This is a genomic window from Rhodobacter lacus, assembly GCF_042683065.1.
Classification (GTDB): Bacteria; Pseudomonadota; Alphaproteobacteria; order Rhodobacterales; family Rhodobacteraceae; genus Rhodobacter; species Rhodobacter lacus.
This window is the reverse complement of record NZ_JBHUIX010000003.1, coordinates 277,159-292,023: the sequence shown is the minus strand read 5'-3', so window position 1 is coordinate 292,023 and position 14,865 is coordinate 277,159. Positions and strand designations below refer to the sequence as shown.

Sequence of the window (14,865 nt, the reverse complement as noted above, 5' to 3'; positions counted from 1 at the left end):
ATTTTGGCCAACAGACCCGTCAGAGTTTGTTGGCCGCTTTCTTCAAGGCTTCCGTTTTCAGTGTCTCGGCGATCTTGCCAAGGTTCTCGTTCCGGCCAACGGCTTTGGCCGTTTTTGCGGTTTGAAACGCGATCGGCTCCTGCAACGCGGCGATCTGCTGGGTGAGTTGGGCCTGTTTTGCGAGGCTCCAGGCGGTGAACCGCTCTGCAGCGCCCGAAAGCAGCAGATCCTCCATCCCCTCGCGCCGCGCCGCACCCGCCTGCACGCCAACCTCGGCATGTTGTGCCTCAAGCTTCTGGCGCGCCGTGGTGAGCCGCGCGAGCTTGCCCATCTCGCGGTCCCGCACCATCGCGGCAAGCTCTTGCAACGCCTTGAGATCCTTTTGCCGCATCACCTTGCCCCCCGTTCGCGCGCCCGACGGCGCATTTTCTCGGCAAAGCGGATCGCCGCGGCCACTGCGCGGAAATGCTCGGGCCGGATCTCTTCGCCGATATCCACCGCGGCATGAAGCGCGCGGGCTGTGGGCGGGTCTGAATGGATCGGCACGGCGTTTTCGGAGGCCACCGCACGGATCCGCGCGGCGATCTCGTCCACCCCCTTGGCCACGCAAACCGGCGCCCGTTTTGCGCCGCGCTCCCATTTGAGCGCCACCGCATAGTGGGTCGGGTTGACGATCACCACATCGGCCTTTGCGACATCGGAGATCATCTGCCGCGTTGCGATTTCGATCGCCTTTTGCCGGCGCTGCGCCTTGATATGGGGATCACCTTCGGATTGTTTCATCTCGTCGGTGAGTTCCTTGCGGGTCATGCGGTTGCGGCGCATGAACTCGGCGCGTTGCCAAAGATAGTCGATGGCGCCGATCACCGCGGCAAGGAGCAGCATCAGCAGCAGAAATTCGACGATCATCTGCAGGAACTGGCCGGTGACCTGCGGCGCCTCAAGCTGCTGCGTCATCAAGATCACGGGCAATTCGCGCATGATGAAATTGCCAAGGATGACCGAGATCACCAGAAGCTTGACGAAGCTCTTGGCAAATTCAAACAGGCCAGAGCGGCCAAATTTCTGTTTGGCATTCGAAATCGGATCAATCCGGTTGAGCTTGAACATCAGCTTTTCGGGCGCAACCACGATGGCGCGTTGCGCCAGAAGCGCCAGAAGCACGGCCGCGGCGGGCAAAATCGCCCAAGGCGCCATCGCCATCGCCACCTGTGCAAAAAGCCCGCCCGACAGCGCCGTGCCGCCGCCGAGCATCTGCGCGGAGATCGTGTCGGCCTGATCAAGCATCACGCTTGCCCAGGTTCCGAAATGCGTGAGCGAATAGCCGCCAAAAGCAAAGGCGGCGAGCACGATGCCGCCGTACGTCGCGGCCACCGTCAGCTCTGCAGATTTGACGAGGTCACCCTTTCGTCGGGCCTCTTCCAGTTTCTGCGGAGTTGGGTCGAACTCCTTTGAGTCGTCGTCTTCCTCGCTCATGGGCGCAGCTCGAACGGGTTGGAAAGGAACGTTACAAACCCGTCATGCCAGATCATCAAGCCCGTCGGCAAGGCTATCGAAAGCAGCGCAAGCCCGCCCAAAGTGAGCGCAGGCGCGCCGACAAAGGAGACCATGAGCTGCGGCATCGCCCGGTTGATGGCGCCAAGCGCAATGTTGTAAACGAGCCCCGCAATCACGAAGGGCGCGGCAATCGAGAAGCCGAGCGCGAAAGCGTGGCTCACGCCCGAGAGCTCCCATTGCCGCATCAGATCGGCATCGGGGAAGGCGCCGGGGGGAAACACCTGATAGGAGCCAAGGAATATTTCGGTCACGCGCACATGCAGCCCCAGATGCACCGCGATGGCGAGCGCGGCCATCACCATAAGCTGCGAAACGGCCGGTTGCGGTTCGCCCGCCGTGCCGCCGAAAAGCTGCGAGAGCGAGATGGATTGCGCCGCCATCATGCCCGCGATCTGCAGCGCGATGATGAAAAACCGGATCGCCATGCCAATGGCGAGCCCGATCAACGTTTCGGCAAAAAGCCAGGCCGGGGCCGGATTTCCGGCCTCGGGGGCGCTGATATAGGGTTGGGCGCCGGGCATGACGATCACCGTGAACGCAAGCGCGAGCACCAGTTTCACCCGCGCAGGCACCAGCATTTCGCCGAAGGCCGGCAGCACCAGCATGGTGCCGCCCACGCGCAGAAACACCACAAACCCGATCCACAAAAAGCCCTGCAGCTGTGCGATGACCTCGGCATAAAGCGGGTTCATGCCGGGACCACTCCGACCATGGAGGGGCGGGCATCGAGCCCGATTTCCTCGAATGAGAGCACGGGCGCCGCAATGCCCTTGGCGCCAAGCACGGTTTTGAGGAAGCGGCGGCGCCGGGTCGAGGTGACAATCGCCGGGAAGATGCCGGATTCGCCCGCGCGCGCCACCCGCTCGGCCACATTGTTGGCGAGGCGGTTGAACTTGTCGGGCGGCAGCGCCACGTCGGTTTGGCCACGGTCGCCCGAGATCTGATAGGAGGAGAACGTGTCTTCCCATTCCGGCGCGAGTTGCAGCAGCGGCAGCGTGCCATCTTCGCGGCGGAATTCCGCAACAAGCTGGAAGCCGAGGCGCTGGCGCACATGTTCGCAAATGGCCTCGGGAGAGTTCATGCCCCGCACTTCCGCGATCGATTCCACGATCACGAGCAGGTTGCGGATCGACACGCGCTCTTCCAGCAGCAGCCGCAGCACGGCAAGCAGCAGATCGACGGGCACCTTGTCGGGGATCAGCTCGTCGAGAAGCCGCCGGTTGGCATCCGCCCGCACCGGGTCAGACAGGTTGCACACCTCTTCAAGCAGGCGGCGCAGCGCCCGCAGCGTCATCAATCGGCCAAAGTTGCGCTTGATCACCTCAAGCAGGTGGGTGGCAAGCACTTCGGTGGGCGAAACCACGGTGGAGCCCGCGAGTGCGGCATCTTCCTGTTGCGCGGCAGGCAGCCAGCGCGCCGGCGCACCATAAACCGGCTCGCGCACATCCTCGCCCTTGGGCAGAAAATCGCGGTTGTCGGTGATCAGCGCCAGAACCCGATCAGGGAAGAGACGGTCTTTCGCCTGTTCCACGCCTTGAATGCGAATCCGGTAGCAGCCCGGATCGAGCGTGGCATCATCCGTCAGCCGGATTTCGGGCAGGATCAGGCCAAAACTCGCGGCCACATGGTTGCGCATGTTGGAGATGCGCGCATCAAGCCCGGTTGCCGGATCAAGCGCCATGGCGACGAGGTCAGGCGAGAACTCGACGTGGATATCATCAATGTCGAGCACGTCGCCGATCGACTTTTTCTTTTTCTCGGCGGTCGGGGCGGGCATTTTCATCGCTTCGCGCGCGGCTTTTTGCGCGGCCTTGCGTTTCACCATCACGGCGGTGCCGATCAGCACTATCGCCCCCAGCATGAACGGCACGAAGGGCAGGCCGGGCACGAGCGCGAAGAGCGCCATCAGCACGCCCACCGTGATCAAGGCCGAGGGGTAGCGCGAGAGCTGCTCGAAAAGCGCCATATCGGCCGAGCCCTTGGCGCCGCCGCGCGAAAGCAGGATCGCGGAGCCGATGGAGATGATCACGGCCGGGATCTGGCTGGTCAGACCATCGCCCACGGTCAGGATCGCATAGGTCTCAAGCGCGCGGTCAAGCGGCATGCCATGCACCACGGTGCCGATGATCAGCCCCACGATCAGGTTGAGCATGGTGATCAAAAGGCCCGCGACCGCATCGCCCTTGACGAATTTCGAGGCACCGTCGAGCGAGCCGAAGAAGGTCGTTTCCGCCTGTTCGCGCTCGCGCCGGGTGCGCGCCTCGGCGTGGTCGATGGCGCCGGCGTTCATGTCGCTGTCGATCGCGAGCTGTTTGCCGGGCATCGCGTCGAGGGCGAAGCGGGCGCCCACTTCGGCCATCCGGCCCGCGCCCTTGGTGATGACGATGAAGTTGACGATCAAGATCACGGTGAACACGACAAGGCCGATCATCACCGACCCGCCCATGACGAAATTGGCGAAGCCCTGAATCACCTTGCCCGCCGCGCCGGTGCCGGTGTGGCCCTGGCCGACGATCAGCTTGGTCGAGCTGACGTTGAGCGACAGGCGCAGCATCAGCGAGGCCAGAAGCACGGTCGGGAAGGCCGAGAAATCAAGCGGGCGTTCGATGAAAAGCGTGACCGTGAAGATCAGGATCGCGAGCGCGAAGGAGATCGCAAGGCCAAGGTCCATCACCCAGGACGGCATCGGCAGGATCATCATCACGATCACCGCCATCAGCGCCAGCGCCAGAAGGATGGTGGGCTGGAAGATCGTCTGTAACGTCAGTTTCGGCATCAGTTGCTCCCGCCCTTGCTGAGAGACACGGCAAAAAGGCTCGCGCCCGGCGCTGCGCCAAGCGGCGGCGACACGGTGCCAGTGCGTTGCAGCAGCGGATAGGTGTTCACGCGCGGCGGGCGTTGCGGCGCAGCCTGCGCCTCCATCGCGGCGACGATATCGGGAATTTCCGGAATATCACCGGAGGAGGGCTGCATCGGTGCGCCGGTCATTGCCGAGAGCGGGGCGTTGTTCATCGCCATCTGCGCGTCGCTGCCATCGGCGCCCATGTAGCGCTGACGCAGTTCGGCAAAGCGGGCCGAATAGCGCTCGGCATATTCCTGTGTGCGCGAATGATAGGCCCCGGCAGCACCATTCCACGAGCCTTTCTCGTTATAGAGTTCGGTGAGGAATTTCGCGGCGTAAACGGCATTGGCGAGCGGATCGAACATCTGGTCGATCGAGGAGAAATGCTGGTTGTGCCATTTGTAGTTGATCTGGAAGCAGCCGACATCGAAGCTGCGCGCACCGCGCTTGAACTCCTGGAACACATAGGCGCGCGCCTCGTCGAGCGTGTCGAACCAGTGCCCGGCGCCCTCCATGTTGACGGTCCAGGGCCAGGGGCGCAGCTTGCCGTCGATGCGCTTGCCGGTTTCGGTAAGCGAAATCGCCTTGAGCACGGACACCGGAACGCCGGTGCGGCGCGAGGCTTCCTCCGCAACGCGTTCACAGGTGCTGGAAATCGTCGCCGCCGACTCGGAAGCGCTTGCCACGCTGCCATGCCATGTCAGGCAAAGCATTGAAAATGTTACTAAAAGCCAAGGCTTTCTCATGGGCTTCACCCTCTGGTCAGCAGTTCTTGCTGAGGGTGAAGCTAGGCAAATAAGGTTTATAACCGGTAAGGATTGGCCGGAATTTGCGGCTCAGGGGTGCAGCGCCGCGAGATATTGCGCATGCAGCGCGGGCGGCGCGACCAGAAGCCCGTCGCAGCGCGCGCCGGGGCCGTTGAAGATGATCTCATGGCCAAGCCGGTCTGTGGCCAGCGCGCCCGCGCGCGCGGCAATGAGGCTCGCGGCGGCCACGTCCCATTCCCACGCCTGCCGGAGCGAGAGGCTGGCATCAAAGCGGCCCTCGGCCACAAGGCAGAGCCGCCACGCGAGCGAGGGGCGGAAGCTGCGCATATAGGCCGGGCGGGGCCCGCGCCAATGCACCGCCTCATCGGTGGTGCGCGCGGTGAGCAAGCTCGAACCGGCGATGCAGCGGGTCTTTGCCGCGGCAATCGGCGCGCCGTTGAGTGTTGCAGGCCCGTCGCAGGTGGCGGCGTAGCTTTGCTGCAGCGCGGGCAGATGCACGACCCCCGCAAGCACCCGGCCGCGCTCGACCACGGCAATCGCATGGGCAAAGCCCGGTTCCTCGGCCAAAAAGGCACGGGTGCCGTCGATCGGATCAACGATGAAAATCCGCTCGGCGGCAAGCCGGGCCGGATCATCCTGACTTTCCTCGGAAAGCCAGCCGTAATCGGGGCGGGCCTCGCGCAGGATCTCGGCCAAAAGCGTATTCACCGCCAGATCGGCCTCGGACACAGGGCCCGCGCCGCCCTCTTTTTCCCACGCTTCGGGATGGCGTTTCCAGTAGCGCATCGCCAGCGCGCCCGCAGCCTGCGCGGCCTCTGTCAGCAGCGCGAGATCGCGGGTGGTGTCAGGCGCCTGCAAGGGTCAACCCCTCGATCCGAAGCGAGGGCACAACATGGCTCAGATGCGCGCGCGCGTCATTGGCGGGGGTGATCCGACGCAGCATCTCGCGCAGGTTGCCGGCAATGGTGCATTCGTTCACCGGCCAGGCAATCTCTCCGTTCTCCACCCAGAAACCATTGGCGCCGCGGGAATAATCACCCGTTGTCGGGTTGATCGTGGCGCCGATGAACGAGGTTATGAGAAGCCCGGTGCCCATCTCGGCCAAAAGCGCGTCGCGGCTGAGCGGACCCTGCGTCAGGGCGACATTGCCGGTGGTGGGCGAAGGCGGTGCGCCGGTTCCACGTGAAGCGCTCCCGGTGCTTTCCATGCCGAGCTTGCGCGCGGTGGCGAGATCGAGCGTCCAGCCGCTCAGCACGCCATTTTCGACAATCGCGCGGCGCCGCGTGGGCAGGCCTTCGGCATCGAAGGGGCGCGAGCCAGAAATGCGGGGGCGGAACGGATCTTCGATCAGGCTCATTCCGGCGGGCAAGACGTCCTCGCCCAGCGCATTGCGCAGCCAAGAGGCGCCGCGCGCGATTGCCATGCCGTTGATTGCCGAAAGCAGATGGCCAATCACGCTGGAGGCAACGCGTTCGTCGATCAGCACCGGATAGGCGCCGGTTTTGGGCGGGCGCGGGTTGGCGCGGGCGACGGCACGTTCACCCGCCCGGATACCGACTTCGGTGGCGGAGGGCAGATCGGCCTGAAATATCCGCGATTCCGCCGCCCAGTCGCGCTCCATTGCCGCGCCTTCGCCGGAAATGGCGACAGCAGAGACCGAGCGAGAGGTGCGGGCATAGCCCCCGGCAAAACCGTTTGTGGCCGCCATGAAAAGCGTGCGCCGCGACCAGGAGGCGGATGCCGATTGCACCTGCGCCACACCGGCAACGCCGAGCGCGGCCGCTTCGGCGGCCCGGGCATCTGCCTCAAGCGCCACCGCCTCGGGCTCCGGCGCCGGATCGGCCAATTCATAGGCCGCAATGTCCCACCCCCGCGCAAGCTGGTCAGGATCGGCAAGGCCGGCATAGGGATCTTCGGGCGCCTCGCGCGCCATCGCCACGGCGCGTTCTGCCATATCGGCCATGGTTCGCGCCGAAAGATCAGAGGCGGCAACGCAGGCTTGCCGCCCGCCGATCAGCACACGAAGCCCAATTTCCACCCCTTCGGAGCGCTCGGCTTGCTCCAGCGCGCCCCCGCGCACGTCAATCGAGACCGCGCGCCCCTCGACGGCCATCGCATCAGCGGCTTCTGCGCCAGCGGTTTTCGCGGCTTTCAGCAGCGCTTCAGTCAGTTCATTCAATTCCGGGGGCATTGGATCCTCAATCGAAAAGCCGCCCGGCGCCAGCCGGGCGGCCAAAATGTGCGCTCTTACTGCAGCGGCTGGCCATTGGCGAAGATCTTGCCGCCGTCCTTGAACTCGATCTTCGAGGTCAGCAGGTCTTCGCCCTTCGGCACCGCGTAAACAGCCATCATCATCTTGCCGAACATCACCTGATCTTGCGGCAGCAGCCCCATCGCGACGAGGCCATCCATCAGCTTGTTCGCGCCCGAAAGCTGAAGGTCAATGGCGCCAATCGGCACCGGCATGCCGCCGCTGTTGTCAAAGGTCAGCGCACCCGTGCCGCTCAGATCTGCGCCAGCGGCAGTAAGCTGGAGCTTGTTGATATCGACACTGTCAAGCTCCACCGGCGGCACCGAAGATTGGGCCGCCTCGGGCGAGAACAGATCGATGAGCGCCCGCGCCTTGCCCGAAAGGTCGATCACCAGCGTTGCCGGGCCATGGCCAAGATGACCTTGCGGGTCAACCATGGACCAAAGCTGTTCGGAAACGTTCAGCCCGTCGAGCACGAGCCGCGCCGTCATCGGCTGCGGCGTGGCGGAGGCGGCAAGCGGCATCGCAAGGTCGATCTCGCTGCGCTCGATTTGCGCGGACATCGGCACCGGCAGCTGCGCCGTCTGCACCGAGAGCGCGGTGCCCGTGCCACTGACCATGTAGCGGAAGGCCTCCTTGGCGAGGCTGATATGGGTCTGGCCCGCCTGCGCGGTGCCCGACACGTTCACCGGCCCCTCCTTGGTGGCGGCCTCCATCGCGAAGGTGGCGCCGCCAAAGCCCATCTTCATGTCGGAGCGCAGCCCCATGGTGAGCGCAGCGCCCAGATCGGAGCTGTCGGCGCCCGCGGGCATCACGTTTTCGCCGAGCACGGCAAGATCGCTGAAGCCGATATCGGCCTTGACCGCGCCACCGTCTTCCGGGTCGGCGCCTTCAAGATGCATCGACAGGCTCACGGCTTTCAGATCGGTGTGGATCTGCTGGCCTGCGGCATCTTCCCCAACTTGCTGCGTGCCGGAAAGCCCCGAGAGCACCATCGTCAGCGCACTGGGAATAGCATCCCCGCTGCCGCCCATTTGGGTGGAGGCAACATTGATCGAGATGGCGGGCGCATCCACAAGATAGGACATCGCCTCGGGCGTGCCCGAAACCACCGCAGTCGCGCTTGTCTTGTCGATATGGATCTGCGCGGTTTCCGGTGCGCCGGTGGCAGATGTCACCACATTGGACCCGTCGATCTCTCCGTCAACGGCGGCTTTGACCGTTCCATCCCCTTGATCTTGCAACAAAAGAGCCGGGACGGTGAGGGTCGTGGTCGAAGTTTGCGCCGCCGCGCCCTCGCCCACCGGCACCTTGGAGGTGAACACGACATCGCGGATTGCGAGCGTGTTGCCCTCACGCGCAACGCTGCCGGGCACCACCTCGAAGCCGAAGGCGGTATATTGTTTTTGCCAGCTTTCCCAGACTTGCTCCGGGGTAACATCGGCGCACAGCGCCGTCGTGCTCAGAAAAAGGGCGAAAACCGTGGTTGTGCCCGTCGAACGAAGCCGCGCCATCTAGGACCTCTCGTAAAGCGGTTTGCCGCATCCTCGGTTGCGCGTAGGCAATGGTCAAGGGGATAAGGGCTTGATAGGACGGGCTGCGGGACTCTGCGGAGGGCATTATGATCCATGTAAATGAAGACGCGGGCGTCTGGACCGTCACCATCGACCGGCCCGAAAAAGCGAATTCGCTGACCCGTGATATGTTGATGACGATTGTCGAGGCCGCCGAGGCCGCGGACCGGAGCGCAGCACATGCCTTTGTGCTGCGCGGCAAGGGCAAGGTCTTTTCGGCGGGCGCCGATCTCGACGAGGCCCGCGCGGGCCTTGCCACCGACTGGATCTGGGAGAAGCTCTCAGGCGCTGTGGCCTCGCTTCATTGCCTGACGATTGCCGCGCTCAACGGCACGCTGGCGGGCGGCGCGATTGGCATGGTCGCCGCCTGTGATCTGCGGATCTGCGTGCCGGAGGCGAAAGTGTTTTACCCGGTGATGCGGCTCGGCTTCATGCCGCAGCCCTCCGACCCGAAGCGGCTCGTCAACCTGATCGGCCCGGCGCGCACGAAAATGCTGTTGATGGCGGGCCAGAAGATCGGCGCCGAAGAAGCGCTGGCCTGGGGCCTTGTGGACCGAATCGTTGCGCCCGAAGCGATGGACGAGGCGCTTGAGGCGCTGCTGGCCGATGTGAAAGCGGCCGATCCGATCCATGTTGGCGCGATCAAGGGCCTGATCTGAGCCGGGCTCAGCCGTAGACCGCTTCCTTGTGGAAGTGGCGCACCAGCAAATAATACACCACCGCGCGGTATTTGTTGCGCTCGGACCGGCCATAGATCTCGATCACCGCGTCGATCGCATCATCGAGACCGGGCCCGTCTGGCAGGCCGAGTTTTTTGACGAGGAAATTCTTGCGCACCGTCGCCAGCTCCCCCGGCTGCGCGGCGGCCAGGGTTTCGGCATCGGCATCATAGATCGCCGGGCCGCAACCGATGGTCACCTTGGTCAGCAGATCCATATCCGGCGCAACGCCGCATTTGCTCCGCAGGTCTTCGGCATATCTGGCGATCCGTTCATCGCGCTTGCCCATGATCGCGTCCTCCCATGCGTGACACCGAGCCCCGAATGCTTCGGCGCCCGGAAAGCCTAAGCAATCCGGGCGCCGAAACAAAGAAAAACCGGTTTATCCCGCGCGCCGGGAAGATCAACCGCGGGCGAGCTGAATGAAATACTGGTTCGCGAGAAGCGTCAGTTTTGCCTTGTCGCCGAGTTTTGAGAGCACGATGGTTTCCACCGCCGTCTTCACCGGCGCGTTGAGCGCATCCGACATCCAGGCGTAATCGTCGCCAGAGATGATGCCGTTCGGTTTCACCTTGGTGAGGCTCATCTCAAGATCATGGTCGATGAAGGGGGCGTTGTGGTTGCCATCAAGGTAAACCCAGTCCAGGCTGCCATCGGGCAGCGCGGCGAGCATCTCGTCGGATTTGCCGCGATGGATCTTGACCCGGTCGTCGCCTTTGAATTTGTCCACGACCATCTGGTATTTTTCTTCCATCAGGTCTTCGTTTTTCTTTTTGCCAAAGCCGGTGTTGCTGAATTCCGGTTGATAGAGCCACGGGTCGATCAGATGCAGCTCCTTGGGCTCGCAGATCTCGAGAATCCGGCTCGAGAAATTCCCTTCCCAGACGCCCACCTCGGCGCAGACCGCTCCTTTGGGCATCATGCCCAGAAGTCTGCCCCGAACGCGATCCCGTCTCGTCATCTCTTCCATGTCATGCCTCTGCTGTGCTGGCCGTGCTGCGGCAGATCTTACGTCACATCAACAATTTGGCAAATGAAAGGCGGGGCCGCACCGGGCCCCGCCTCTCTGTCGCGTCACTGTGGCGCGGGGCCGCTCAGTAGCGGTAATGGTCCGCCTTGTAGGGGCCATCGACGGTCACACCGATGTAATCCGCTTGATCCGGGCGCAGCTCGGTCAGCTTCACGCCGATCTTTTTCAGATGCAGCCGGGCAACCTTTTCATCGAGCGCCTTGGGCAGGATGTAAACGCCGGGCTTGTAGTCCTCGCCCTTGGTGTAAAGCTCGATCTGCGCCAGCACCTGGTTGGTGAACGAGGCCGACATCACAAAGCTCGGGTGGCCGGTGGCGTTGCCGAGGTTCAGCAGACGGCCTTCGGACAGCAGGATGATCCGCGCGCCCGAGGGCATCTCGATCATGTCCACCTGGTCCTTGATATTGGTCCATTTGTGGTTCTTGAGCGCGGCGACCTGAATTTCGTTGTCGAAATGGCCGATGTTGCCAACAATCGCCATGTCCTTCATCTCGCGCATATGCTCGATGCGGATCACGTCCTTGTTGCCGGTGGTGGTGATGAAGATGTCGGCATCAGCAACCACATCCTCCAGCACCACAACCTCGAACCCGTCCATCGCCGCTTGCAGTGCGCAGATCGGGTCCACCTCGGTCACTTTCACGCGGGCGCCGGCACCACGAAGCGAGGCCGCCGAGCCCTTGCCCACGTCGCCATAGCCGCACACGACCGCGACCTTGCCGGCCATCATCACATCGGTGGCGCGGCGGATACCGTCCACGAGCGATTCCTTGCAGCCGTATTTGTTGTCGAATTTCGACTTGGTGACCGAGTCGTTGACGTTGATCGCCGGGAACGGCAGCAGCCCCTTTTTGTGCAGGTCATAAAGGCGGTGCACGCCGGTCGTGGTTTCCTCCGACACGCCCTTGATCGCCTCGCGCTGACGGGTGAACCAGCCGGGGGTTTCCACCATCCGTTTCTTGATCTGGGTGAAGAGGCAAACCTCTTCTTCCGAGCTCGGCGTGGCAATGAGATCGGTTTCCCCCGCCTCGACGCGCGCGCCCAGGAGGATGTAGAGCGTCGCATCGCCCCCGTCGTCGAGGATCATGTTGCAGGTGCCTTCCTCGAACTGGAAGATCTTGTCGGTATAGGACCAGTATTCCTCAAGCGTTTCGCCCTTGATCGCAAAGACCGGCGTGCCGCCCGCGGCAATGGCGGCGGCGGCGTGGTCTTGCGTCGAGAAGATGTTGCACGAGGCCCAGCGGACATCGGCGCCGAGCGCCTTGAGCGTTTCGATCAGCACCGCGGTCTGGATCGTCATGTGCAGCGAACCGGCGATGCGCGCCCCCTTGAGCGGTTGGCTCGGGCCGAATTCCTCGCGGCAGGCCATCAGGCCCGGCATCTCGGTTTCGGCAATATCGAGTTCTTTGCGGCCGAAGTCAGCCAGCTTGATATCCTTGACGATGTAATCGGCCATTACGGATCCTTTCGAATTTCGCTTGGCGCTTCCTATCATCGTCGTGGGTTTGCAGCAATGTAACTGTGGTCGCGGGGTTTATCCGGCGTTTAGAAGTCCTTCCGATTTCAAAAGCGCGACCGGATTGGTGCTGCTCTGCCAGCCGATGCCGGAGGAGACAACGCAGGCAACGCCATCGGCGCGGGTGTAAAGCGCGGTCCATGTGCCCATCTCGTCCGAGGCCCAGAGCGCGATCGAGCGATTGCCCGGCAGCGGGCTCTTGACGCGCGCGTTTTCGCCAAAGTCTTCCGACAGCCGCGTGCCGAGCGCGGCGTGATGGTCACAATAGGGCTGATCATAGCCCTGATCCGGGCCGATCTCTGAGATCGCGTCAAAAACCGAAAGATCACCGTAAGAGATGGCGGGGCCGTGATCATCCATCGGGCGGCCAAGCATTTCGGCGGTTTCGGCGCGCGGCGGGGCAAGCACGTCCGGCTGCTCGGGCTGGATGCTCGAAAACGCCACCCCGACCGTGCCCAGAACAGCCAGAGAAATCGCGGTTGCGCTGAGTGCGATGGTGCGATGGTTCATGGTCATGGCGGCCCTCTTTTCTCGATCTGTCAAAAGCCCAACGCGAGATGTGTCATTCCGGTTCCGCGCGCCGTTTACAGCGGCGGGCAGTTTGGCTAGCAGGGGGCAGATCACGGAGGGCAGGCAATGAAACGGGCGTGGCAGCGGATGCTTTCGGGGCGCAGGCTCGATCTGCTCGACCCAACGCCGGTCGATATCGAAATCGAAGATATTGCCCACGGGCTCGCTTTTGTCGCGCGCTGGAACGGCCAGACCCGGGGCGACTATGCCTATTCGGTGGCCGAGCATTCGATTTTGGTGGAAGCGCTCTTTGCCCGCATGAACCCCGGTATCGACCTGCGCTGGCGGCTCGCGGCGCTCTTGCATGATGCGCCCGAATATGTGCTGGGCGACATGATCTCGCCGGTGAAAGCGGCGATCGGTGCGGGCTATGGCGAGCTGGATGCGCGGCTCACCGCCGCTGTGCACATCCGCTTTGGCCTGCCCGCCGCGCTGCCCGCCCCGATCAAAAAGGCGATCAAGGCGGCAGACACGGTCTCAGCCCGGCTCGAGGCCGAACAGATTGCAGGGTTTTCGGAAGCAGAGGCGAACCGGATCTTTGGCAAGCTCGATCCCGTTCTGGTGCGGGGGATGGCGATCCGCCTGCGGCCCCCCGCCGAGGTGCGCGCGGAGTTTACCGCGCGGCACCAATCCCTTCTGTCCGCGCTCAGCGGTTAAATTTGTATTCGCCAGCGTGACGGGCGCGGGGTGCGTAGCCCCCCATCGCAAGCGACATCACTTCAGCAAGCATCCGGAACATTTCGGATCTCCTTTCACTCATCTGCCTCCGCTTTGCCTTGACCGCAGCGCCAAAGCGAGTCAGGAATTTTTCGTGATCTGTGAGCTGGGCTAACATATGAGTGAAATCGACTGGAAACGTATGCCGCCTCTCACGGCCCTGCGTGCCTTTGCCGCAACGGCGCGGGAGGGGGGGTTCAGTGCAGCCGCCCGTAAACTGAACGTTACCCATGCTGCCATAGCGCAGCAGGTTCGAGCGTTGGAGGCGGAGCTTGGCGTGCCGCTCGTGTGGCGCGACGGCAAGCATCTGCACCTCACGCCAGAAGGCGAAAGTTTCGCGCAGGCGCTCGGCGAGGGCTTCGCCACGATCCAGACGGCGGCGGAGGCGCTGCGCGCGCATGGGGCAGAAAAGCCGCTTGCGGTGACGGTGCCGCCCGCTTTCGCCTCGGAATGGTTGATGCCGCGGCTCGCGCGGTTCTGGAAAAAGCACCCCGATATTGCGCTTTCGCTTTTGCCCGATCCAAGGTTGGTGGAATTGCGCGAGGTCGGGGCCAATCTCGGCATCCGCTTTGGCGTTGGCAAATGGCGCGGTGTCGTTTCCGAATTTCTCACCGCCGCGCCGCAGGTGGTGGTGGCGGCGCCCGAATTGCTGGGCGGGCGCACAAAACTCTCGCTGCGGGAAATGTCTGTCCTGCCCTGGATTCGGGAGGGGGACTGGCCCGAGCAGATGCAATTGCTCGAGAGCATCGGGCTTATCCCTGCAGCGCTGAAATTCGTCGACTTCCCGAACGAGGAATTGGCGCTTTCCGCCGCCCGCGAGGGGATCGGGCTGCATCTGGAAACCGAGGCGTTGATCGTGGAAGACCTCAAGCTCGGATGGTTGGTGAAAATTCACGAACTCACCGAGGAAAGCCTTGGCTATTACATTGTGCGGCCGCCGGGTCCGATAAACCCGACGGCGCGCATATTCATCGACTGGCTGAAAACGGAAGCCTGAGGCTCAGATCGTCAGATCTTCGAGCGTTTTACCCGCGGCAAGGGCGGCCTCGACCCATTTCGGCTTGCGGCCGCGCCCGGTCCAGGTTTCGTCCGCGTTGTCCGGGTTGGCATATTTCGGCGCTACGGTCTTGCGCGGCTTCTTTTCCGTCAGCGCGGTCAGTTCGGCGAGCGTATACCCCATTTTCCGGGCGGTTTCTTCGATTTCGGCCAGCGCTTCCTTTTTTTTGCGCTCTTCGAAGGTCACGATCGCACGGTCCACTTTCGCACGCAGGGCCTTGAGCTCGGTCAGCGAAAGGTCATCAATATCCATTCCATCCTCCTTG

16 protein-coding genes are annotated in these 14,865 nt (G+C 63.2%); 3 read left to right on the top strand and 13 right to left on the bottom strand.

Annotated elements, in window-relative coordinates; all coding sequences use genetic code 11:
* Positions 1 to 19 precede the first annotated feature (19 nt).
* From ACFSM0_RS03055 to ACFSM0_RS03020, 8 genes are all read right to left on the bottom strand, one after another.
* Positions 20 to 391, bottom strand: a complete 372-nt coding sequence (locus tag ACFSM0_RS03055) for a hypothetical protein (protein WP_377386956.1) — start codon at positions 389 to 391, stop codon at positions 20 to 22.
* Entirely contained in the window at positions 391 to 1,476 is a 1,086-nt protein-coding gene (locus ACFSM0_RS03050; protein ID WP_377386954.1) for an EscU/YscU/HrcU family type III secretion system export apparatus switch protein, read from the bottom strand. Before ACFSM0_RS03050 ends, ACFSM0_RS03055 begins: the two co-directional genes overlap by 1 nt.
* A complete protein-coding gene (locus ACFSM0_RS03045) occupies positions 1,473 to 2,249 on the bottom strand; it encodes a flagellar biosynthetic protein FliR (protein WP_377386950.1) in 777 nt (258 codons plus the stop codon). Before ACFSM0_RS03045 ends, ACFSM0_RS03050 begins: the two co-directional genes overlap by 4 nt.
* Positions 2,246 to 4,333: a flagellar biosynthesis protein FlhA gene (flhA, locus tag ACFSM0_RS03040; RefSeq protein ID WP_377386947.1), complete on the bottom strand. Its 2,088-nt coding sequence runs from the start codon at positions 4,331 to 4,333 to the stop codon at positions 2,246 to 2,248. Before flhA ends, ACFSM0_RS03045 begins: the two co-directional genes overlap by 4 nt.
* Positions 4,333 to 5,145, bottom strand: a complete 813-nt coding sequence (locus ACFSM0_RS03035) for a transglycosylase SLT domain-containing protein (RefSeq protein WP_377386944.1) — start codon at positions 5,143 to 5,145, stop codon at positions 4,333 to 4,335. The genes flhA and ACFSM0_RS03035 overlap by 1 nt, the downstream gene beginning before the upstream one ends.
* 90 nt (positions 5,146 to 5,235) lie before the next feature.
* Positions 5,236 to 6,024, bottom strand: coding sequence for a 3'(2'),5'-bisphosphate nucleotidase CysQ (locus ACFSM0_RS03030; protein ID WP_377386941.1), 789 nt, complete (start codon positions 6,022 to 6,024; stop codon positions 5,236 to 5,238).
* Positions 6,011 to 7,357, bottom strand: coding sequence for a TldD/PmbA family protein (locus ACFSM0_RS03025; RefSeq protein ID WP_377386938.1), 1,347 nt, complete (start codon positions 7,355 to 7,357; stop codon positions 6,011 to 6,013). The genes ACFSM0_RS03030 and ACFSM0_RS03025 overlap by 14 nt, the downstream gene beginning before the upstream one ends.
* A gap of 56 nt (positions 7,358 to 7,413) precedes the next feature.
* A complete protein-coding gene (locus tag ACFSM0_RS03020) occupies positions 7,414 to 8,931 on the bottom strand; it encodes a DUF2125 domain-containing protein (RefSeq protein WP_377386935.1) in 1,518 nt (505 codons plus the stop codon).
* A gap of 107 nt (positions 8,932 to 9,038) precedes the next feature.
* On the opposite strand from ACFSM0_RS03020, the gene ACFSM0_RS03015 reads away from it, so the two are divergent.
* On the top strand, positions 9,039 to 9,650 hold the full coding sequence (locus tag ACFSM0_RS03015; protein WP_377386932.1) for an enoyl-CoA hydratase/isomerase family protein: 612 nt from the start codon (positions 9,039 to 9,041) through the stop codon (positions 9,648 to 9,650).
* A gap of 7 nt (positions 9,651 to 9,657) precedes the next feature.
* Here the strand turns inward: ACFSM0_RS03015 and ACFSM0_RS03010 are convergent, their stop codons facing one another.
* The 4 genes from ACFSM0_RS03010 to ACFSM0_RS02995 form a co-directional block, all read right to left on the bottom strand.
* Positions 9,658 to 9,999 carry a DUF2853 family protein gene (locus ACFSM0_RS03010; protein ID WP_377386929.1) on the bottom strand — a complete coding sequence of 114 codons (342 nt, stop codon included), beginning with the start codon at positions 9,997 to 9,999 and terminating at the stop codon, positions 9,658 to 9,660.
* A gap of 114 nt (positions 10,000 to 10,113) precedes the next feature.
* The gene (locus ACFSM0_RS03005; RefSeq protein ID WP_377386926.1) at positions 10,114 to 10,632 is read right to left on the bottom strand and encodes a class I SAM-dependent methyltransferase; all 519 of its coding nucleotides are present in this window, start codon (positions 10,630 to 10,632) and stop codon (positions 10,114 to 10,116) included.
* A gap of 172 nt (positions 10,633 to 10,804) precedes the next feature.
* Positions 10,805 to 12,196, bottom strand: coding sequence for an adenosylhomocysteinase (gene ahcY / locus ACFSM0_RS03000; protein ID WP_377386923.1), 1,392 nt, complete (start codon positions 12,194 to 12,196; stop codon positions 10,805 to 10,807).
* Between the two features lie 78 nt (positions 12,197 to 12,274).
* Positions 12,275 to 12,772, bottom strand: coding sequence for a hypothetical protein (locus tag ACFSM0_RS02995; RefSeq protein WP_377386920.1), 498 nt, complete (start codon positions 12,770 to 12,772; stop codon positions 12,275 to 12,277).
* A 120-nt stretch (positions 12,773 to 12,892) separates the two neighbouring features.
* On the opposite strand from ACFSM0_RS02995, the gene ACFSM0_RS02990 reads away from it, so the two are divergent.
* Both ACFSM0_RS02990 and ACFSM0_RS02985 read left to right on the top strand, forming a co-directional pair.
* Positions 12,893 to 13,483 (top strand): HD domain-containing protein, encoded by a 591-nt coding sequence (locus tag ACFSM0_RS02990; RefSeq protein ID WP_377386917.1) that lies wholly within the window; start codon positions 12,893 to 12,895, stop codon positions 13,481 to 13,483.
* A 178-nt stretch (positions 13,484 to 13,661) separates the two neighbouring features.
* Positions 13,662 to 14,540 carry a LysR family transcriptional regulator gene (locus ACFSM0_RS02985; RefSeq protein WP_377386914.1) on the top strand — a complete coding sequence of 293 codons (879 nt, stop codon included), beginning with the start codon at positions 13,662 to 13,664 and terminating at the stop codon, positions 14,538 to 14,540.
* 3 nt (positions 14,541 to 14,543) lie between these two features.
* On the opposite strand, the gene hvrA is transcribed toward ACFSM0_RS02985, so the two are convergent.
* Positions 14,544 to 14,852 (bottom strand): trans-acting regulatory protein HvrA, encoded by a 309-nt coding sequence (gene hvrA / locus ACFSM0_RS02980; RefSeq protein WP_377386911.1) that lies wholly within the window; start codon positions 14,850 to 14,852, stop codon positions 14,544 to 14,546.
* Positions 14,853 to 14,865 lie beyond the last annotated feature (13 nt).